This window comes from Streptococcus sp. 'group B' (genome assembly GCF_002073795.1).
Taxonomy (GTDB): domain Bacteria; phylum Bacillota; class Bacilli; order Lactobacillales; family Streptococcaceae; genus Streptococcus; species Streptococcus agalactiae.
Window position 1 is genome coordinate 1,875,497 of record NZ_CP020432.1, and the last position, 21,377, is coordinate 1,896,873.

23 protein-coding genes are annotated in these 21,377 nt (G+C 35.8%); 2 read left to right on the top strand and 21 right to left on the bottom strand.

Annotated elements, in window-relative coordinates; all coding sequences use genetic code 11:
• Positions 1-79: 79 nt before the first annotated feature.
• The 17 genes from A6J68_RS09840 to A6J68_RS09920 all read right to left on the bottom strand — a co-directional run bounded on the left by A6J68_RS09840 (position 80) and on the right by A6J68_RS09920 (position 15,183).
• Positions 80-1,189, bottom strand: coding sequence for a nucleotidyltransferase (locus A6J68_RS09840; RefSeq protein ID WP_000218977.1), 1,110 nt, complete (start codon positions 1,187-1,189; stop codon positions 80-82).
• The gene (locus tag A6J68_RS09845) at positions 1,186-1,437 is read right to left on the bottom strand and encodes a hypothetical protein (RefSeq protein ID WP_000583229.1); all 252 of its coding nucleotides are present in this window, start codon (positions 1,435-1,437) and stop codon (positions 1,186-1,188) included. The genes A6J68_RS09840 and A6J68_RS09845 overlap by 4 nt, the downstream gene beginning before the upstream one ends.
• Before the next feature lie 22 nt (positions 1,438-1,459).
• Positions 1,460-2,194: a class I SAM-dependent DNA methyltransferase gene (locus A6J68_RS09850; protein WP_000257075.1), complete on the bottom strand. Its 735-nt coding sequence runs from the start codon at positions 2,192-2,194 to the stop codon at positions 1,460-1,462.
• A 65-nt stretch (positions 2,195-2,259) separates the two neighbouring features.
• A complete protein-coding gene (rsfS, locus tag A6J68_RS09855) occupies positions 2,260-2,616 on the bottom strand; it encodes a ribosome silencing factor (RefSeq protein WP_000136424.1) in 357 nt (118 codons plus the stop codon).
• Position 2,617: 1 nt separating this feature from the next.
• Positions 2,618-3,139, bottom strand: a complete 522-nt coding sequence (locus A6J68_RS09860) for a cysteine hydrolase family protein (protein WP_000128170.1) — start codon at positions 3,137-3,139, stop codon at positions 2,618-2,620.
• Between the two features lie 62 nt (positions 3,140-3,201).
• Positions 3,202-3,789 (bottom strand): bis(5'-nucleosyl)-tetraphosphatase (symmetrical) YqeK, encoded by a 588-nt coding sequence (gene yqeK / locus A6J68_RS09865; RefSeq protein WP_000221167.1) that lies wholly within the window; start codon positions 3,787-3,789, stop codon positions 3,202-3,204.
• Entirely contained in the window at positions 3,786-4,418 is a 633-nt protein-coding gene (locus A6J68_RS09870) for a nicotinate-nucleotide adenylyltransferase (RefSeq protein WP_001162765.1), read from the bottom strand. Before A6J68_RS09870 ends, yqeK begins: the two co-directional genes overlap by 4 nt.
• Positions 4,419-4,547: 129 nt before the next feature.
• On the bottom strand, positions 4,548-4,865 hold the full coding sequence (gene yhbY / locus A6J68_RS09875; protein ID WP_000958131.1) for a ribosome assembly RNA-binding protein YhbY: 318 nt from the start codon (positions 4,863-4,865) through the stop codon (positions 4,548-4,550).
• A 92-nt stretch (positions 4,866-4,957) separates the two neighbouring features.
• Positions 4,958-6,076, bottom strand: coding sequence for a ribosome biogenesis GTPase YqeH (gene yqeH, locus A6J68_RS09880; protein ID WP_000391742.1), 1,119 nt, complete (start codon positions 6,074-6,076; stop codon positions 4,958-4,960).
• Positions 6,076-6,603, bottom strand: coding sequence for a YqeG family HAD IIIA-type phosphatase (locus A6J68_RS09885; RefSeq protein ID WP_000020581.1), 528 nt, complete (start codon positions 6,601-6,603; stop codon positions 6,076-6,078). Before A6J68_RS09885 ends, yqeH begins: the two co-directional genes overlap by 1 nt.
• 116 nt (positions 6,604-6,719) lie before the next feature.
• On the bottom strand, positions 6,720-7,634 hold the full coding sequence (locus tag A6J68_RS09890) for a DMT family transporter (RefSeq protein WP_000161968.1): 915 nt from the start codon (positions 7,632-7,634) through the stop codon (positions 6,720-6,722).
• 129 nt (positions 7,635-7,763) lie between these two features.
• Positions 7,764-9,206: an Asp-tRNA(Asn)/Glu-tRNA(Gln) amidotransferase subunit GatB gene (gene gatB / locus A6J68_RS09895; protein ID WP_001008627.1), complete on the bottom strand. Its 1,443-nt coding sequence runs from the start codon at positions 9,204-9,206 to the stop codon at positions 7,764-7,766.
• Positions 9,206-10,672 carry an Asp-tRNA(Asn)/Glu-tRNA(Gln) amidotransferase subunit GatA gene (gene gatA, locus A6J68_RS09900; protein ID WP_000009529.1) on the bottom strand — a complete coding sequence of 489 codons (1,467 nt, stop codon included), beginning with the start codon at positions 10,670-10,672 and terminating at the stop codon, positions 9,206-9,208. The genes gatB and gatA overlap by 1 nt, the downstream gene beginning before the upstream one ends.
• Positions 10,672-10,974, bottom strand: coding sequence for an Asp-tRNA(Asn)/Glu-tRNA(Gln) amidotransferase subunit GatC (gatC, locus tag A6J68_RS09905; RefSeq protein WP_000703030.1), 303 nt, complete (start codon positions 10,972-10,974; stop codon positions 10,672-10,674). Before gatC ends, gatA begins: the two co-directional genes overlap by 1 nt.
• A 137-nt stretch (positions 10,975-11,111) precedes the next feature.
• Positions 11,112-13,757, bottom strand: a complete 2,646-nt coding sequence (gene ppdK, locus A6J68_RS09910) for a pyruvate, phosphate dikinase (RefSeq protein ID WP_000448265.1) — start codon at positions 13,755-13,757, stop codon at positions 11,112-11,114.
• Positions 13,758-13,769: 12 nt separating this feature from the next.
• A complete protein-coding gene (locus A6J68_RS09915; protein ID WP_000390093.1) occupies positions 13,770-14,600 on the bottom strand; it encodes a pyruvate, water dikinase regulatory protein in 831 nt (276 codons plus the stop codon).
• A 10-nt stretch (positions 14,601-14,610) separates the two neighbouring features.
• Positions 14,611-15,183: a helix-turn-helix transcriptional regulator gene (locus tag A6J68_RS09920; protein WP_318655372.1), complete on the bottom strand. Its 573-nt coding sequence runs from the start codon at positions 15,181-15,183 to the stop codon at positions 14,611-14,613.
• Positions 15,184-15,428: 245 nt separating this feature from the next.
• On the opposite strand from A6J68_RS09920, the gene A6J68_RS09925 reads away from it, so the two are divergent.
• Positions 15,429-16,394 carry a 3-hydroxyacyl-CoA dehydrogenase gene (locus tag A6J68_RS09925; protein ID WP_000153121.1) on the top strand — a complete coding sequence of 322 codons (966 nt, stop codon included), beginning with the start codon at positions 15,429-15,431 and terminating at the stop codon, positions 16,392-16,394.
• A gap of 46 nt (positions 16,395-16,440) precedes the next feature.
• Here A6J68_RS09925 and A6J68_RS09930 read toward each other — a convergent pair whose 3' ends face one another.
• The 3 genes from A6J68_RS09930 to A6J68_RS09940 form a co-directional block, all read right to left on the bottom strand.
• Positions 16,441-16,989: a cysteine hydrolase family protein gene (locus A6J68_RS09930; RefSeq protein ID WP_000158744.1), complete on the bottom strand. Its 549-nt coding sequence runs from the start codon at positions 16,987-16,989 to the stop codon at positions 16,441-16,443.
• 66 nt (positions 16,990-17,055) lie between these two features.
• The gene (codY, locus tag A6J68_RS09935; protein WP_001133183.1) at positions 17,056-17,841 is read right to left on the bottom strand and encodes a GTP-sensing pleiotropic transcriptional regulator CodY; all 786 of its coding nucleotides are present in this window, start codon (positions 17,839-17,841) and stop codon (positions 17,056-17,058) included.
• A gap of 125 nt (positions 17,842-17,966) precedes the next feature.
• Positions 17,967-19,178, bottom strand: coding sequence for a pyridoxal phosphate-dependent aminotransferase (locus A6J68_RS09940; RefSeq protein ID WP_000688108.1), 1,212 nt, complete (start codon positions 19,176-19,178; stop codon positions 17,967-17,969).
• A 266-nt stretch (positions 19,179-19,444) separates the two neighbouring features.
• On the opposite strand from A6J68_RS09940, the gene A6J68_RS09945 reads away from it, so the two are divergent.
• Positions 19,445-19,897, top strand: coding sequence for a universal stress protein (locus tag A6J68_RS09945; protein WP_000080032.1), 453 nt, complete (start codon positions 19,445-19,447; stop codon positions 19,895-19,897).
• A 54-nt stretch (positions 19,898-19,951) separates the two neighbouring features.
• On the opposite strand, the gene A6J68_RS09950 is transcribed toward A6J68_RS09945, so the two are convergent.
• Positions 19,952-21,334, bottom strand: coding sequence for an HAD-IIB family hydrolase (locus A6J68_RS09950; protein ID WP_000974892.1), 1,383 nt, complete (start codon positions 21,332-21,334; stop codon positions 19,952-19,954).
• Between the last annotated feature and the right edge of the window lie 43 nt (positions 21,335-21,377).

A 21,377-nucleotide genomic window follows, 5' to 3' on the forward strand; every position in this document is an offset into this window, starting at 1 on the left:
TAAAGAGTATAATGTATAACGTTAAGTAAGGGTCAAGGGAAAAATATTATTTTGTGATGATTAATTTATAAAGCTTAAATCAAAGGTCACTTTGACTAACAGGTTGATAAAAAGGGATACGTCCCCATGTTTGCTCTGCTATATTAGCATTTCCCATCTGATAAACAGAATCTGCTCGTTGCGTCAAACTATCCCACGTTTGTGAACCAATCCTCGTCACGATATCCACAGACTTCTTCACAGACTTTAAATGCTGTTGACCTTTTTGTGTAAAACCTAAGACATGAATAGCATTTGGTATAGGACTTTCCACAGCATTTATCAAGATATAGGTTAATAAACGTCGAATTCTTGCTTTGGTATACCGTTTAGTTGCGACTTTATCAACTAACTCATCCACAGTCTCCACATAACGAATTTGACTTTTTATACGATTGGCTATCTCTTCATTCACTTGATAAATTTGTGTCAAATCAGAATGCGTCATTATCTGATATTTGAGTAAACTAAAATAATCTTGCCAAACTACTTGTGGACTATTCAAAAACAAGTCACTGTTAGGCATACCTTTTTCTACAAAGAAACGATCAGATTGATGTTTACGAAGACTTGTTGCAGAAGCAAATATCTCTGTTTTTTCTGATGAATGATAACCAGCTCCTTGACGTTGTATCGGATTTAATCGAATACCATTTTGGCTAGCTGCTTTGGTGTAGGCTAAGCCTAAAATGTGATTTGGGGTTTGTCCCGAAAATGTAATCCCTGCAAATTCTTGCCACATAGCTTGCATTTTTTGTGGATAGGAAAGAGAATCCGATTGTTTTTTCAAAAAAGCTTCCATCTCCTCTTTTTTATTCACATAAATATCCCCAATACGGGCATAATCAAGCATTTCTTCGGTACCGAAGCATAAGTTATCCACACCTAATCGTGCCAGGATAGACACAGCTCCACTAGCGAAATAATCCGCTGACTGTACCGAAACCAGAAAAGGGAGTTCAATCACTAAATCAGCACCATTTTCTAGTGCCATCTGGGCACGGGTCCATTTATCTACAATCGCCGGCTCACCACGTTGCATAAAATTACCCGACATGGCTATTACTTTTATGCCTTGAGCTTGTTCTAAAAGGTACTTATGCCCATTATGAAAGGGATTAAATTCGGCAACAATTCCTGTAACTGTCATACTTCTTTCTCTTTCAATTGATTATTTAAAGTAACAGCATCAATAATATCTAGGTGATAAGTTTTACGAAGGTATATGAGACGATCTGTTTCTTTTTCAAATGGTTTTAATGCCGATAATAAATCCAAATGAAGTTTAGGGTTCATCAATAATTCCAAAATAACTTTAGACTTTTTCTGACTTACCCGACGTTCAATAATATAAAGTATCCCAAATATCATCAGACAAGCGTATAAGAATATTATCATCTTTTTACCTCCAAATTATTACTTATTTATGAGCTACAAAAAACCAGCGAGCAGAAGTTGCAGTTGGTTTTTTATCTTCAAAATCTGCATACACCTTAACATCTTTAAAACCTGCCTGTTCAAGTAAAATATCATAAGTCAAAATATCATAAGTACGCTCTTCATGAACTTCATCATGACGTGTAAATCGACCATCTTCTTCTTGAACAAAAAATGTTAATTCATGGACAATAGAATGAGGTGCATCATCTTCATAAGTATCCCACACCATAGCAAAGTCATCTGCATTTTCATGATAAGAATAACCAGGAAATACTTTATCTGTTTGATAAGTCGAATGAACATCAAAAATAAAGACGCCATTTTCTTCTAAGGCCTTATAGACTTCGATAAAAACATCACCAACCTCGACTTCATCTTGCATATAACAAATAGAGTCTGAATAGCACGTGATGAGATCATATTTACCAACATTAGATAAATCTAACATATTTCCTTCAATAAACTGGATACTTTGGTGAGCAGAAGTTGCACGTTTTTTGGCAAGTTTCAGCATATCGCCACTAAGATCAAGTCCTGTAACAGCATAACCAGCTTGTGCAAATCGAACAGACTGAATTCCCGTACCACATGCTAATTCCAAAAGTTTTTTCTTACCTTTTGGAAAATGACGAAGTGAAAAATCAGTCCATTTATCATATAAAGTATCATCCATGACAGCATCATAAACAGCTGCAAAAGTTTCATACGTTGCCATATAATAGTTCTCAAATCTTTCTTGATATTACATCTCTCAAAAAGCAGTCCCAAGACTGCTTAGCTTTATTCTGTCATAAAGACTTCAGCATCAAGCAATGGTGCTTCATGCCAAAGTTTTTCAAGGTTATAGTGCTGTCTCTCATCTTCAGAGAAGATATGAACCACGACGCTATTGAGGTCAAGAAGTACCCAACCAGCTTTACTATCGCCTTCAAGGTGGCTAGCATCCCCACCATTTCCTTTTACTTGTTCACGGATATTGTCTGCGATTGCTTCTAACTGCCTACTATTACTTGCACTCATAATCACAAAGTAATCTGCAACACTCGTTACAGGCTGTAAATCTAAAATTACAATATCTTCTGCTCGTTTTTCATCCGCAGCCTTAACGACTAGCTGTAGTAAGTCTTTTTCTGTCATTTTATTCCTCGTTTATTAATTTCAATAAGCTATCTTTTGCTACCATTGTCGCAAAACGATGATGCCAAATATTCTCGTAATGTTTTTTAATAGAATCCCCACTTAAAGTTGGTGTATCAAATGTTAGGTGTCCACCTTGTGGAATAAAGATATCATAACCATATTCAAAAGCAACTTTTACTGATGTATCAAAACAGTATTCTGTTTGAAGTCCCATCATGATTAATTGACTAATATGCTTACTTTGCAAGTAATCATGTAAATGAGTATCTTTAAAACAACTATTGTAAGTTTTATCAATTATTTTGTGATGCGTCACAAGATGTCGCTGTTCCCAAATTTCCCACTGTGGAGAACCTTGAGGCAATTCCTTATCATGATGCCTTATCCATATCACTTCACAATTAGAACCTTTGGCACTTAAAAGTAAATCATCTAAAAGCTCTGCAAAATTTGTTAAATGCTTTGGTTTCTTATCCATAATACCTTGTTGGATATCAATTAGTAAAAGTGCACAAGTCATACTTTCCTCCAAAATGACCACTGCATCGCCAAACCTATCATGACCATTATTCAATAAAAGAATTAGTCGAGATAAGGTATATAAGCATTATAGGTTTCAATCGTTTTAGGATAGATAGGCTGAGCCTTACTTGCTAAAAACGCAACTGTTCTAGCAGTCTCATAAGCTACTGCTTTATTAAGGTCAACTTTCGCTAACTCACGAGCTTCTTCAACTCCTGGAAAATCTCGATTGTGTTCAATGTAATCTGCTACATAAACGATTTTATCCAATGTGGACATTTGGGCTGAACCAACAGTATGTTTTGCAATAGCAGCTAAAATATCTTGATCTTTGATAGCTAGATCCTCTTGTATTTTATAAATGCCAACAAGACCATGCCAAATATTATTACCCCATTTTTTTAGGTCGGGATCTAGTTGGTATTTATCAATTAATCTAAGAAATTCATCATCAGATAGTTCCTTAGCATAATCATGTAATAAAGCAGCTAGACCCGCTTTTTCCTTGTCATAACCATACCGTTCTGCTAACTCTATTGCAGCACGCTCTACTCCTAACACATGATTAAAACGTTTGTCGGACATCATATGACGCACTTTACTCAAAAGTTCAGTCCGATCTAAACCTGTGTAATCTTTGTAGGTCATTTGTAAAGACCTTCTTTCCTGATATAATCTAATACCTCTCTAGGCAGTAAATAGTTGGGCTGACGATTACTTTTAATAAATTGACGAATCATACTTGATGAGATATCCATCAATGGCAGATCCACCCAAATAACGGGATATGATGTACCAGCTTTATATTTTGGACGTTGAACACCAACAAACTGCACCATTTTAACAAGTTCATCAATACGATGCCACTTAGGTAGATATTCCACCATATCTGCCCCAATAATGAAATAATAATCAACATCTGGATTTTTTTCAATTAGAAGCTTCATCGTATCGTATGTATAGCTGATACATTTACGTTCAATTTCAATTGGTTCAATAGATAAACCATCAATGCCTTCTATTGCTAATTCAAGCATCTTGAGACGATGCTGTTCATCAATTGTCTCTTTTTTATCAATATGTGGTGGCTGAAATTCAGGCATCAACAGAACTTGGTCTAAACACAATTGCTGACGTACTTGATCTGCAACAACAAGGTGGGCGTTATGAACAGGGTTAAAATTTCCTCCCATAATTCCAATTTGTTTTCGGTTAGTATCTCGCTTTTTCTCTTCTAATTCAACTTTTGTAAATGGTGTTAGCAATTCGAGTGCCATAATTCCTCCATGAACAAGTAGTATCTCTAAAAAAACAAACACTGATTATCATGATCAGCTATCATACGGAAGTGTAACTTAGGTAAATCGTTTTTTAGTTCTATACTCTATTTCTTAATCTATTGTAGTTTAGTTTGATTTTACTGCTTTTACTTTAACTGAAATTTTACGATTTTCTTTGCGCGCTGACTCTTTATAAAGAATCAAGATACGTCCTATTTTAAGGACAGTATCGCAGCCAATTTCATCTTCCAGAACTTCAGCGACATCGTGGATATCTTCATCGGTATTTTGTAAAAGGGTTACTTTGATTAGCTCACGTGCATCGAGTGCATTACGTACGCTTGTTTTGATTTGATCATTTAAACCATTTTTCCCAATTTGAATAATGGGTTTCATAGAATGTGCTTCTGATTTTAAGAAAGCACGTTGTTTAGATGTTAACATATTAGTTTCCTTTTTATCTATTATAGGATTATGACTGTATCATCAGCTAAATTAGATGAAAAACCGTCATATGTTGCTGGTTAATTTAGTTATTAAATTAAAGCTTTGCGTAAAACAACTGCCACGCCTTCTGGAGCCCAAGCAGCTACTACTACTGGATTTTCTGCTTCTGATTTCACACGTATCCAACCAAGACCCGAATAAACAATATCCATTTTATCTTTGATTGTAAATTCATGACGAACTAATTTAGGAAAATCTGAAACTTCCTTACCTGTTGGTGGTGTCAATAATTTTCCAACATGTTTAGTGTAAAATTCATCTGCTCCAACTAGTTTAGTGCGGTGTAAATTCAGGTTATTATCAAAATATGCCGTAAAACCTTGTTTTTGACCAGAAATAAAATCAAAACGTGCTAGGCCAGCCAAGAATAATGTTTGTTCTGAATTAAGCTGATAAGTTTTGGGTTTTATTTCTTTTTTAGGACTAACATATTTAAGATTTTTTGCTGTCAAATAATGAGCCATTTGATGACGATGAATAATACCCGGGGTATCAAAAATATAGCTACCATCATCAAGAGGTATTTCTATTTTATCTAACGTTGTACCTGGGAAACGTGAGGTCGTAATAACATCACGACTACCAGTAATTTCACGAATAATAGCGTTAATAAGAGTTGACTTTCCAACATTAGTAACCCCAACAACATAAACATCTCGACCATGACGATACTTTTCAATCGTATCAATCAAATCCTTAATAGCATGATGATTTTGGGCACTTGTCAAGATGACATCAACAGGACGAAGCCCCTCTTCATGAGCTCTCTCAGTTAACCATTGTGTTACTTTTCCATCTTTAACCGATTTGGGAAGAATATCTTTTTTATTTCCTACTAAAAGAACATCGTTTCCTGCAACGAAACGACTAAGACCAGGAATAATTGAACCATTGAAATCAAAAATATCAATGACATTCACCACAAGGGCATCACTATCTCCAACCTCATGTAGTAATTTCAAAAATTCATCATCAGTGATATGAACGTCAGTAATCTCATTATAGTGGCGCAATCTGAAACAACGCTGACAGTATAATTCTCCTGTCTCTAAACCTTTTTCAAGTGCTGCACGAGGTGTATAGCCAGCAGCATCTTTATTTTCAGTTTGAATCCTGGCTCCGCAGCCAATACAAAATAACTCTTCCATTAAATTCCTTTTTGATATACGATTTTACCGTAATTCTCTTCTATTTTTTTCCAAACGCGACGTTCACGTAAGCGATTGAACTTGGTATTCCAAGCATCAGATTTAACAATTGGTTTTACCAATACGGACTTTATTCCTGCGCGATAACTAGCACGAATATCTGTCATCAATTGATCTCCAACCATAATCACCTCGTCACGATCAAAGCCATAACGCTCAATTGCCATGTTTATACCACGAGTAAATGGTTTCATCGCACGACTTACAAAATCCACACCAAAACGTGATACTGCACGTTCTACGCGAGCATGATTGTTATTAGACACTACTACAACTGAAATATCCGCTGTTGTCATCTCATCTAACCATGCACGCACCTCAGCAGTACCATCTGGATTATTCCAAGCAATGAGTGTATTATCTAAATCAACTAAAACCGCACGAATGCCATGACGTAATAAATCTTCTGCTCTTAAATCATAAACTGCCTCAACCACGAAGGTCGGCCTATAATCATCTATACTCAATTTCATCTCCAAAAAATATATTTTACTATTCATTCTACCATAATTCTTAAGAGATAGCGAGTAAAGAAAAAAGGTCTTTAAAGACCTTTAAATTAGGGTTTCAACCCCAAAAGATACTATCTTACTCGTTTCATTTTCTTCAATGCAATTAAATCTTTGTAAGAGATTAGAGTTACAGCAAGAAAAATAAACAGCATCCCAAGTAAATCTATTGGATAAAAAATTTCTCCTAAAACAAGTACTGTCAAAAATACCGAAGAAACTGGCTCTACCGATGCTAATAAGCTACCCTTGACAGCACCTACAATACTAACCCCTTTAAGGAAAAAAGTGTAAGCAAAAATAGTCCCAATACCAATAATGCCAATATAAGCAAGTATACTCATCACATTAATTTGTAAGGGGTATTGCCACGCTTTTGTCACCAAACTAAATAAAATCCCACCTATAAACATTCCTGAACCAATAACAATCGTACTTCCCCATTCATGAATAAGTTTCACAGGTAATAAAATATAAATAGAATAAGTAATGGCGGAACCAAGCCCCCACATTAATCCTTTCGGTGTGATAGCTAAACTTCCTAACTTCCCATGCGTTGCAATCATATAGGTTCCTAAAATTGCCATAGCAATTGCTATTATTTCAAAAGATGTTGGTCTTTGTCTGTTTAGGATACAAACAATACTCAAAATAAGTATTGGTGCCATATATTGCAAAACCGTTGCAGTTCCAGCATTTGTTAAATGAATCGCTCTGAGAAAAGCATATTGATTTAAAACTAAACCAAATATAGAAAAAAGTAAAACCTGCTTTAAAAATTTTGGCTGTTTCCACGCTGCTACTAAATGCTCCTTTTGTTTTGATCTAGCTAAAGACAAGAGAAAGATACCTGTTATCAACAATCGTAAAGAAGTCAAAAGGTTAACGTGTACTCCGTGCGACATCAAGTATTGACCACTAATTCCAGAAATGCCCCATGCTAGTCCGGCAGCTAAGGTCATCATTGTTCCTTTTTCTTTTTTAGTCATTTTTCCCCTCATTTTTATTTCTTAAACACTGTAGTTAAAGTCATCTGATAAATATCTTAGCTTCTTAATTATTTATCCCTAGGTGTTCGTGCTAAATTAGCGAATAAAAACCAGCCAAAAGGCTGATTTCTATTCTTCTTTTAATTTTGCTAATTCTTGCGCTAACAGCTTCAGAGCAACTTGTGGATTAGCTTGTCCTTTTGTTGCTTTCATTAGATAACCTGTGAAGGCCTTATCAGCATTGCGTTTTCCTGACTTAAAGTCAATCACAGCAGCTTCATTATCTGCAAAGACTTGATGAATAATTGGGATTAATACTTCAGGATCTGAAATTTGAACTAAACCAGCCTTTTTAACGAATTCTTCAGCTGAACCACCATTTTTAGCTAAATGCACAAAAACTTTTTTAGCAATTTTGGATGAAATTGTACCGTCAGCAATCAAGCCAATCATCTCAACCAAATTCTCAGGAGTCAGACCAATTTCTTCGATTGATTTTGATTCACTGTTAAGAAATTGCGCCACTTCTCCTTGTAACCAATTGGAAACTTGTTTTGCATCACCCCCAATAGCAACAGCTTTTTCAAAGAAATCAGAAGTTGCTTTTGTAGCTGTTAATTGGCTAGCATCATAAGATGATAGACCAAAAGACGATACATATTTCGCACGACGTTCCTGTGGAAATTCTGGTAATTCTAAACGAACTTGATCAATCCATTCATCCGAGATATCAAATAGTGGTAGATCTGGTTCAGGGAAATAGCGATAATCTGATGAGCCTTCCTTGACACGCATCAAAATAGTCTCACCTGTTGTTTCATCAAAACGACGAGTCTCTTGCTGAATTTGACCACCAGATCGTAAAACTTGTGCTTGACGTTTTTCTTCATGTATCAAACCTTTACGTACATTATTGAATGAGTTAAGGTTCTTAAGTTCTGCTTTAGTACCAAACTCTTCTTGACCATAAGGACGAAGTGAAATATTGGCATCTACACGCATAGAACCTTCTTCCATTTTAACGTCAGAAATTCCAGTATATTGGATAATCTCTTTGAGAGCTGTCAAATAAGCATAAGCTTCCTCAGGAGAACGCATATCAGCTTCTGATACAATTTCAATCAGTGGAACACCTTGTCTATTAAGGTCAACATAGGAATAACCATCTGTCCCATGTGTATTTTTTCCTGCATCTTCTTCGAGGTGGGCACGCTCAATACGAATTTTTTTTCGTGTACCATCTTCTAATTCGATTTCAATCCAACCATTGTAACCAATAGGCTCATCAAACTGTGAAATTTGATAAGCTTTAGGATTATCTGGATAGAAATAATTTTTACGATCAAAATGCATGTTTTGATGGATATCCATATTCAAGGCAAGTGCCGCCTTGATTCCTGCATCAATAACTCCTTTATTCATGACTGGAAGGACACCTGGGAAAGACCAGTCAATTACATTTGTATTAGCATTTTGTTCCTGACCAAAATGAGCGGAAGAAGGTGAGAAAATTTTAGAGTTCGTATTTAATTCAACATGGACTTCAAGTCCAATGACTGTTTCAAAATTCATTAGTTCTCACCTCCAAAAATTTTAGGTTGTTGTTTATGATAATCTGTCGTTGCTTCGAAGGCAGCAGCAACCTGATATATTGTTTCTTCACTGAATTTCGGACCAATCAACTGCATACCAACCGGTAGACCTTGATCAAAACCAGCAGGGATTGAAATACCTGGTAAACCAGCCAAATTAACTGGTATTGTTAGAATATCAGCTAGGTACATTGCAACTGGATCGTGATTTAAAGAATCTAAGTCAAAGGCTGTTGTTGGAGCTGTTGGACCTAAAATCAAGTCATAATCTGCGAAAACTTTTTCAAAATCTTGAATAATCAAACTACGAACTTGACCTGCTTTTTTATAATAAGCATCGTAATACCCAGAAGATAAACTGAACGTTCCCAGCATAATGCGACGCTTAACTTCGTCTCCAAAACCTTCAGATCGTGTATTGACATAGATATCATCCAAGTTTTTATAATTTTCTGTACGGTATCCATAACGAATACCATCAAAACGTTGTAAGTTTGAAGAAGCTTCCGATGAAGCAACAATATAATAAACAGCAACACCGTATTTAGAATGCGGTAAACTAACTTCCTCAATAACTGCACCTAGTTTTTCCAGATGTTTTGCGGCCTTAATAATCGTTTCTTTAACTCCTTGCGCTATTCCTTCTCCCAAATATTCTTTTGGTAAAGCAATTTTCATTCCTTGAATATCTTGACCAATTTTAGCAGTAAAATCGCCTACAGTACGCTCAGAAGAAGTTGAATCTCTTACATCATGCCCAGAAATAACTGTCAAAAGCTGTGCATTCTCTTTTACTGTTTGAGACATCGGTCCAATCTGGTCAAGCGAACTACCGAAAGCAAACAAACCAAAGCGTGATACACGTCCGTAAGTTGGCTTCATACCAACGATTCCATTAAATGAAGCCGGTTGGCGAATTGAACCACCTGTATCAGAGCCCAATGATAAACGTACTTGTCCTGAAGCTACTGCTGCTGCAGAACCACCTGATGATCCTCCCGGAACTTTACTATGGTCCCAAGCGTTATTTGTCTTTTTAAAATAAGATGTTTCTGTAGAGCCTCCCATGGCAAATTCATCCATGTTTGCTTTACCAATCACAATCATATCTTTAGCATATAACTTTTCAACAGCCGTAGCATCAAAGATTGGCTCATAGTTATAGAGCATTTTAGAAGCAGCTGTTGTAAGAATCCCCTTTGTTGAAATATTATCTTTAACTGCTAAGGGAATACCTGACATAACATTATCAGCATCAATTCCTTTATCATCAATTTCTTTGGCTTGAGCTATTGCCATCTCATCAGAAATAGTAATAAAAGATCCAACCGCTTGTTCACGCGCATGAATATCTTCCAATGTAGCTTTTGTTAATTCAGTTGCTGAAATTTCTTTTTTAACGAGAAAATCATGCAACTGATCAATTGATTGATTATTAAACGACATTAGGCATCTCCTCCATCCTCAAGAATTGCAGGTACTTTAATATAATAATCTTGATGCTGTGGTACATTTTTAAATAAGTCATCACGATTATGGCCTGGTTGAGCAATATCTTCACGCATCACAGTTTTGCGATCTGCCATGGTCGTTGTTACTGGTACGCCTTCTGTGTCAACTTCATTTAAGAGTTCAATCATATCAACAATCTTTGACAAACTTGACGCAAATTCTTTAGTCTCTTGATCAGAAAAGCGCAATTTTGACAGATGGGCAACATGACGCACTTCTTCTTCAGAAATTTTCATGAGTTCTCCTTATCTCTGTATCATTTTCGTTTTAAGATAGTCTCTACTATTATAGCATATTAAACTCTCAATGTTATCACATTATCCCAGTTTTTCATAATAAACGCTTCTTACCTATGATAAGAAGCGTTTACTGTTTATTTATCTATTGTTATATCATTTCTGCTTTGTTTGATTTTAGCCTGTGCAGCCGCTAATTTAGCAATAGGAATCCTAAACGGCGAACACGATACATAATGTAACCCCTGTTGGTAACAGAACTCAATAGATGATGGTTCTCCACCATGCTCTCCACAGATACCTATTTTAAGGTTTGGCTTAACTTCTTTTCCTAACCTCACTGCCTGCTCAATAAACCTTCCTATTCCTTTTTGATCTAAAACTTGGAAAGGGTCTTTTTTTAGAAGTCCTTTATCAACGTATTCTCCTAAGAATTTTCCAGCATCATCTCGTGAAAATCCAAAGCTCATTTGTGTTAAATCATTGGTCCCAAAACTAAAGAAATCCGCAAACTTTGCAATATCATCCGCTATCATACAAGCTCTTGGTGTTTCAATCATTGTCCCAATAGGGAATGATAAGTTAATTTTTTTAGATTTACTCTCCTCAACAATTGTCTCTTCAATCAGATCACGTATTATAGAGATTTCTTCATGCGCTGTCACTAAAGGAATCATAATTTCTGGCTTTGCCTCATATCCCTCTTTCATTGCAAGTATAGCGCCTTGTACAAGAGCTCTCACCTGCATTTGGTAAATTTCCGGATAGGTAATCGCAAGTCTACAACCACGATGACCTAACATAGGGTTGAATTCTTCTAATGTTTGAATCCGTTTTTCAATAGCTAAAGTAGATATCCCCATTTGTCTTGCCATAGATTCTATAGACTCTTTATCATGGGGTAAGAATTCATGTAAAGGAGGGTCAAGCAAACGAATCGTACAAGCTTTACCTTTCAATACTTTAAAAATTTGATAAAAATCGTCTCTTTGGAAAGATAAAAGCCTTTCTAGAGCCTTCCTTCGGCTCAATATTTCATCCGCTAAAATCATTTCTCTAACGACTGGAATACGTTCATCGTCAAAAAACATATGTTCCGTGCGACAAAGACCTATTCCTTCTGCTCCAAAGTCCAAGGCCTTTTGAGCATCTCTCGGATTATCTGCATTTGAACACACCATCATATCTCGATTTTCATCTACCCATTTCATAAATATCTCAAAATCACGATCTACGCTAGTCTCTGCCATCGGAACTTGTCCTATATAAACATTTCCTGTAGCACCATCGATTGATAACATCTCACCTTCTTTTATCGTTTGATGCCCAATAGAAATTTCTCGTCTTACTTCATCAACCAATAATTGACTACAGCCTGCAACGCATGGTTTCCCCATTCCTCTGGCTACTACTGCCGCATGGGAAGTCATTCCGCCTCTTGCTGTTATAATCCCGTTTGCACTAACCATCCCCTCGATATCTTCAGGTGATGTCTCTTGTCTGACCAATAGCACTGGATTTCCCTTTTTCATCTCTTTAACAACATCTTCTGCATGGAAATAAACTTTCCCATAAGCAGCTCCAGGAGAAGCTGGAAGTCCTGTCGTCAAAATAATAGCTTTCTTTAAACTTTTCAAGTCAAAAGAAGGGTGTAATAACTGATCTAATTGTTTGGGCTCGATACGTAGTATAGCTTCTTCTTTACTAATTAGGCCTTCATTTACTTGATCTACTGCTATTTTGATAGCTGCCTTCGCTGTACGCTTACCGCTTCTCGTCTGAAGCATATAAAGATTACCATTTTCAATTGTAAACTCCATATCTTGCATATCGCGATAATGAGCTTCTAACTTTTGGGTAACGCTTACAAACTCTTGGTAAATAATAGGCATTTGTTCTGCCAATTTTGATATGGATTGTGGTGTTCTGATACCTGCAACAACATCTTCTCCTTGTGCATTAATCAAATACTCACCAAATAAATTTGCTGCTCCAGTTGATGGGTTTCGTGTAAAAGCAACTCCCGTTCCGCTGTTATTTCCCATATTCCCAAAAACCATAGCTTGGATATTAACGGCTGTCCCAAGCGTCTCCGGAATATCATTTAATTTACGATAAATCTTAGCTCTTGGATTATTCCATGATTTAAAAACTGCCTCAATTGCTAACAAAAGCTGCCTTTTAGGATCTTGCGGAAATTTTTCTCCTGCTTCTTTTTGATATAGTTCCTTGTAAAATTCAACAAGTCTCTTTAAATCTGAACCAGTTAGTTCTGTGTCATCTTGATAACATTTATCTGTCTTAAGTCGATCTAAAATGGTATCAAATTTATATTTTGGAATGCCTGTAACCACATCTGCAAACATTTGGATAAAACGACGATAACTGTCATAAGCAAAACGCTCGTCTTCTGTCTTTTTCACTAAACCTTGGACACTACGATCATTTAACCCTAAATTTAAAACTGTGTCCATCATACCAGGCATTGAAAAAACTGATCCTGACCGAACTGACACCAACAAAGGATCATCAACACTTCCTAATTGCTTGTTCTGTTCAACCTCCAATTGTGCCATTGCTTGATCAATTTGACTAAGAATACTCTCTCGGATATGGCAAGCGTTATCATAATAATCATTACAAGCCTGTGTTGTAATAGTAAAACCTTGTGGTACCGGTAACCCAATACTCGTCATTTCAGCTAGATTAGCCCCCTTACCACCTAGCAGTTCCTTCATTTCCTTACAACCTTCATCAAAATGATACACAAACTTAGTTTCCATCAGCGTCTCCTTTTACAGATTTTTAGCTACTTGTCCATTTGTTTTTAAGATTTCTAAAATAATCGTTGCTGTTTCTTCGATTGCTTTATCAGATACATTAATGATTGGGCAACCTAAATTTTTCATAACTTCTTCAGCATACCTCGTCTCCTCCAAAATCCGTTCTAAACTGGCATAATTTGCCGTACTAGAAAGACCTAAGGACTTTAATCGAACTTTTCGGACTTGATTAAGATGATCAACCGAATTAGTTAGTCCGATAATCCTTCTAGAATCAATCATACGTAATTCTTTAGGAACAGGAACCTCTGGAACCAAAGGAATATTAATAACTTTAATATTTTTATCTGCTAAAAACATACTTAATGGTGTTTTAGAAGTTCTTGAAATTCCTATAATAACTAAATCTGCTTGTAAAATACCTCGCGGATCTCTCCCATCATCATATTTTACTGCAAATTCTATTGATTCTACTCTTTTGAAATAATCATTGTCTAAGCGTCGTAAAATCCCTGGTTCTCCCAAAGGATCTATACCCGATATCCTTGATATTCCTTGAATAACATTTGTTAATAAGTCAACATAAGCATAATGTTCACTTTCACATCGTTTCTGTGCATAGGAAGCCAAAGCAACATCAACTAAACTAAACATCATAAATACTGTCTTCTGGCTAGCCTCTTCAAAAACTTGTTCTAAGCGTTCCTGACTGTTAATATAGGAAAAACGTTGAAAATGCCAATCATCATGTCCTGGAAATTGTGACAAACATGCTTTCGCAATAGCTTTGGCTGTTTCCCCTAAAGAATCTGAAATAATAAATATAGTGAGTTGATCTTCCATCAGTTTCCTCCTAATAATCTCTTATTTCTAAAAACAAACCAGCGAGGATTGTTTTAGATAATTTCCCGATCACTTTAAATTTTTCGGGATATTGCTTATCATGACGAACGACAGGGAGACTATCCACTTTTCTGCTCACTAATTTATCAGCTGCCGCAAAAAGACTTTCATTTTCTAAAACAGTTGTCACGTGTGGCATACGTGTCATCACCATTCCTATTGGCATTTTAGAAAGATCTCCTCCGCCAATACTGGTTTTTAGTAAATCTTTACGTGACACGACTCCACAGAGAAAATCATCATCATCCAAGATAAAAGCACAACCAGCATCTTCCATAAAAATATGTACAATAACATCATAAACTGAATCTTTTTGATGAACTGTCAGAGGGATCCCCATAATTTCTGAAACTGTCATCTTTTCAAAATGACTTGTCCCTATTGAAGCATGATACTGTCCTAAATAAAAATAACCAACCTTAGGTTTTGCATCTATGATACCTAGCATACTTAAAACCGCCAAATCAGACCTTAGTGCTGCTCTTGTTACTCCTAATTTCTCAGCTATTAGCTCACCAGTAATGGGCTGAAACTGTTTGATAATATCAATAATTCTTTCTTGCCTTTGATTTAATTGAATAAGATCACCTTCTTTATATATTGTATACTATTTATTTTATATGTTATATTATATATCTTTTTTTACTGAAATCAAGTAAAAAAAGATACTATTTTAAAAATAATCATACTATATATTTGCTTTTAGACATATCTTTTGTTAAACTTTCTTCGAAAACGTTTTCGAATATAAGTATCGGAGGTTGTAATATGACAATTAAAAATCTCACTGTTGCAGGAAGTGGCGTTCTAGGTAGTCAAATCGCCTTTCAAGCAGCTTACAAAGGAATGTCTGTCACCATATATGACATTAACGATGAAGCTTTAAATAAGGGAAAAGAACGCATCAAAAAATTAGCTAAAGTCTATCAATCAGAAATTGAAACAGCAAAAGAAGCATATAGTGATAAAGCTAAAAGTATCAAGTATAATAAAAACTTATTGCCTAGCTTAGACCATATTTTTCTTTCAAAAGTTGCCGATTCATTAGACTTGATTGCTGATTTACCAAACCAAATTACTTTTTCAAAAAACTTAGACCAAGCTGTAAGTGACGCCGATTTAGTAATCGAAGCTGTCCCAGAAACAGTTAGTATAAAAGAAGATTTTTACAAACAATTAGCTAAAGTGGCACCTTCAAAGACAATCTTTGCAACAAATTCTTCAACACTTGTTCCAAGTCAGTTTGCTGATATAACAGGACGGCCTGACAAATTTTTAGCAATGCATTTCGCTAACAATATTTGGCAAAATAATATTGTTGAAATTATGGGACATAAGGGAACTGACGACGAGGTTGTCAAAGAAGCTTTGGCATTCTCAAAAGATATTGGTATGGTACCTTTATATATTCATAAAGAACAACCTGGCTATATTCTTAATTCAATACTAGTTCCATTCTTAGAGAGTGCATTAGCATTGTACTATAATAAGGTTTCTGATTCTGAAACTATTGATAAAACCTGGAAGTTAGGAACAGGAGCACCGATGGGACCTTTAGAAATTTTAGATATTATTGGCATCGATACCGCTTATAATATCATGAAGAATTATTCAGATACCACCAGCGATCCTAATAGTTTACATGCTCACCTTGCAAAAATGCTTAAAGAAGAATTCATTGATAAAGGACGTACCGGTAAAGCTGCTGGACACGGCTTTTATGATTACGACTAAACTATAAAAGAGGTTAGATAAAAATCTAACCTCTTTTATAATTCAACTAAAGAATAGTTGCACCAAGAACAGTTTTAAAATGATTTAAAGCCCATTGATGATTACTATCATTTAAGCTGGCTACAGCAGCTGCTGGGACCTCAATTTTATAACCTAAGTTATAAGCATCAATTGCTGTGTGTAATACACAAATATCTGTCAGTACTCCTGTCAATATCAAAGTATCTACTCGTCTTTCACGTAGGCGAATATCTAAATCAGTACCAGAAAAGGCAGAATAATGGCGCTTATCTATCCAAAAAACACGACTATCTTCCTTAATAGTTTCATATAGAGTTCCCAAAGGACCATATAGGTTTCTACCAGAAGTCCCTTTAATATTATGCTCAGGAAAAAGATTGGTCTCTGGATGAAAAACATCTCCAATATCATGATTATCAATCGCAAAAAAAATATAATCCCCTGACCGGTATGCTTTCTCTGTAACGTCAGCTATAGCTGAAGCGATAGATTGCGCTGGTTTACCTGCCGTTAATTTCCCATCATCTGCCACAAAATCATATGTGTAGTCTATTGAGATGAGTGCTTTTGTCATTTTTCTTCTTATCTCCTCTTGATTTCAAAAAAGGAACTGAAAGCTACTCCCAGTCCCATGCTATGATTAATTATATTCTTTTAATTTGTCAAAAATACCTTCGTTAATAACTTTGAGGTATGTTCCCTTCATACCGAGTGAGCGGCTCTCAATGATTCCCGCAGACTCCAATTTACGAAGAGCATTTACAATAACGGAACGTGTAATTCCAATACGGTCTGCAATAACAGATGCCGTTAGGCGTCCTTCAAGTCCATCTAATTCTCCTAAGATAGCAGCTACAGCTTTCATTTCTGAATAAGATAAAGTGTTGATAGCCATTGTCACCGCTGTTTGTTTACGAATATTTTCTTCTAGATTTTCTGTTTGAAGGTTAAGTAATTGAATACCAACAACGGTGCTTGCAATTTCAACTAAAATCAAATCATCGTCGCTAAATTCTTTATCATTACGCCAGATAATAAATGTTCCCAAGCGCATTCCACCACCATAAATTGGAGCGATTGTTGTAATACCATCTTGGAAGTTTTCCTTTGTCTCAACTGGGAAAATTGACAAATCATTATCTACTGATAAGTTAGCTTCTGTATCATAAACACGACTAGCAGATTTAACATAGTAATCTGGGAATTGTTTTGTTTCAAAAAATTCTTCCACACGGTCAGTGTTTGTTTTATATTTCATGGCATAGCCAAGTAAGTTACCACCACCATTAATAATACATGCGTTACAGTCAATAATATCAGCTAATTGAGCCGCCATTGTATTATATGGTAATTCGGCATCTAAGCTATCTACGGAACGCTGTAAGATGGATGTAATTTTTCTAGTTTTTTCTAATAAATTCGGCATTTCCTTCATCCTTTGTATGTTTTGCGTTACAATTATATCAAAGCATTTTAGCTTTTGCAAATCGATATCAGTACATTTTAAGAACTTCTATTGTTAATTTAATGTTTATCTAATAAAAATTCATTCTAGCGCTTGTATTGGCTTAAAAAGCGAGCCATTTTTTCTTGTAGTTCAGTCAATTCATCAACACGTGGTAAGTAAACAATTCTAAAATGGTCAGCGGTATTCATATTAAATCCTCTACCGTGTGTTAGTAATACTTTTTCTTGTTTTAAGAAATTAAGCACAAACTCTTCATCATTATCAATACGGTACATATCTGTATCAATTTTAGGGAAAAGATACAGTCCAGCATTTGGTTTTACAGCAGATAAACCAGGTATTTCATTAATTGCTTTATGGATATAATTACGTTGCTCGTAGATACGACCTCCTGGCAACAACATACTATCAATAGATTGCTGTCCGCCTAACGATGTTTGAATAACCTGTTGAGCAAGAACATTTGAACACAGCCTCATGTTAGCTAACATATTCAAACCTTCAATATAACCTTTAACATGTTGTCGCGGACCAGACAATACCATCCAACCAACGCGGAAACCACAGATGCGATGTGATTTAGATAAGCCAGATAAAGTAACTGTAAAAATATCCTCTGCAATAGAAGCAATTGGGATATGCTCCATTCCATCCATAACTAAACGGTCATAAACCTCGTCTGAAAAAATAATCAAGTCATTTTGTCTAGCGATATCCACAATCTCTTGCAGAATTTCACGCGGATAGACTGCTCCAGTTGGATTATTTGGATTAATGAGGACGATTGCTTTTGTTTTGGATGTGATTTTTGATTTGATATCATCAATATCAGGATACCAATTAGCTTCCTCATCACAAATATAATGCACAGCATTTCCTCCAGCAAGGCTAACACAAGCTGTCCATAACGGGTAATCTGGCATTGGAACTAGAACCTCGTCATCATTATCAAGCAAAGCTTGCATTGACATAGAGATTCCCTCACTAACACCATTAACAATGTATATATCATCCATGTCAACATGGATGTTTTGTAACTGGTAATACTGCATAACAGCCTTACGAGCTGAAAAAATACCTTTCGAATCAGAGTAACCTTCTGATTCACGCGCATTCGTAATTAAATCACGAATGACTTCATCTGGCGCTTCGAAGCCAAAGGCAGCTGGATTTCCAGTATTTAACCGCAATATCTTTTCACCATTTGCCCTCATGCGGTCCGCCTCTTCTAAAACAGGGCCTCTAATATCATAAGCCACATGTTCCAGCTTCATTGATTTATCAAATATCTTCATAAAAATACCTCGTATCTTCCATTATAAAACAAATATTCTCAAAATTGAAACATTTACTGCGGTTTATCAAGCGATTAAGTTAATATTAAGCTATTTCAGAAAACTAACATAAAACGCTTTCATTTTTCTAGAAAAAACGTTATAATATAGCTATAAAATGAATAACCAACATATCTAACTTACTCATCACTCACTCCTTCTGATAAGATGGCTAGTTGAGTGCAAGAGGTTATCTCTTTTGGTTATATTTAGAGGAGGACAGGCTTATGTCACAAAAATATGAACGCATCCTTGTCGCTATTGATGGATCAACAGAATCTGAACTTGCTTTTGAAAAGGCAGTTAACGTTGCTCTTCGCAATGATTCTGAATTAATCTTGACACATGTTATAGATACACGTGCTCTACAAAGCTTTGCGACATTTGATACTTATATCTATGAAAAATTAGAAAAAGAAGCAAAAGATGTCCTTGAGGAATATGAAAAACAAGCTCGTGAAAAAGGAGCAGATAAAGTTAGACAAGTCATTGAATTTGGTAATCCCAAAACATTACTTGCACATGATATTCCAGAAAAAGAAAAAGTAGACTTGATTATGGTTGGTGCAACAGGTCTTAATACCTTTGAACGTTTCCTTATCGGATCTTCCTCAGAATACATCCTTCGTCACGCTAAAGTAGATTTACTCATTGTACGTGACCCTAATAAAACAATGTAAATTTAATACGCTCACTTTCTAAAATATCCTGAGTTATATTAACTCAGGATATTTTTATTTTCGATTTAAGGATTTCTGAATTTGGCTATCTAATTCACGTCGAATTGATGGCTCAGGAGCGAAATGTTCTTCCCAGTCGTCTGGTTTTAAAATTTTATGAGTAACAGGATCAAAATGAGCTTTGCCATCTGGAAAGATTTTACCCATATTGGCCTCATGTACTGTATCAAAAAGAGGTTTTGGGTCGACTCCCATAAGAACAAAGGAGCCATAAGTCAGATAAAGTAAATCTGTTAAGGCATCCACTTCTCCCACTAATGGTGTTTCTGGATGGTCTTTAGAAATAACCTTATCTCTTGCTTTATCAATAGCTAAGTGTAAATTACGGATAGATTGGTCAAATACTTCTTGGTTACCTTGACTAGCAGCATACAAGAACTCAACGATTTCTTCTACTTTAAAGTCCGACCTAAAACCAGCTTCCTTACTGTCATATAAGCGTGGCGTTTCAATAGTTTCACCATCCATTAATAGATGGAAAGATTTTACTTTATTGAAATTCTCGTCACGACTACTGAATGTTTTTTCAATCTCAAATTGGATAAGTCCATAATGGGCTAATGCCTTAGAGATACCATCATCATTATTGTCAGCAGTTGTATAACGTGCATTTTCTTTCACTTGCTGACTAGCGTTCCCCATGGCAACACCAATACCAACTTGAGATAACATCTCAATATCATTATCAGAATCTCCAAATGCTATCACTTCTGATAAATCAAAACCATAGCATTGACCAACACGTTCAATTCCCTTAACTTTTGACTGCCCTTCAGAAATGACATCCATTGAGTAAGGACTGCTTCTTGTTAATTTAACACGAGGAAATTGTTTTTGAATTCGCTCTGATTCGCCCTCTGTTGCAACTAAAACGACCTGATAAATAGGTTCTCGTAAGATAACCATGAGGCTATCAATATTTTGAGGTTTAATCCGACGAATAAAATGCTTAAAGCTTCGTTCAATCGCTTTTGCCCATTTTCTCGGAACAAGGCTAGATACAATCTGCCCCAAACGGCTAGTTCCTAGACCAATAATACCTGAACCGAGTAATCCTGAGGCTGTTCCTAATGAAATTTCTCTTCTTCTTGCTCCAGCATAACGAATCAGACGATAGACAGTTGTCTTAGATAATTGATTGGTATAAATAATTTCACTTCTACTATAGATATATTGACCATTATAGGTTACAGCAAAATCTAAACCAAGGTTTTCTAAAAAAGGTTGTACAAAACTAGGACCTCGCCCCGTTGCTAAACCGACTAGTATTCCTTGGTCTTTCAAATTTCGAATTGCTTTAATTGTTGACTTTTGTACATTCTTACGATCATTAAGAAGTGTACCATCAATATCAAAAAATACTGCCTTAATTGCCACTGGGTCAACATCCCCTCTTTTTTATGATAAAATAAATTATATC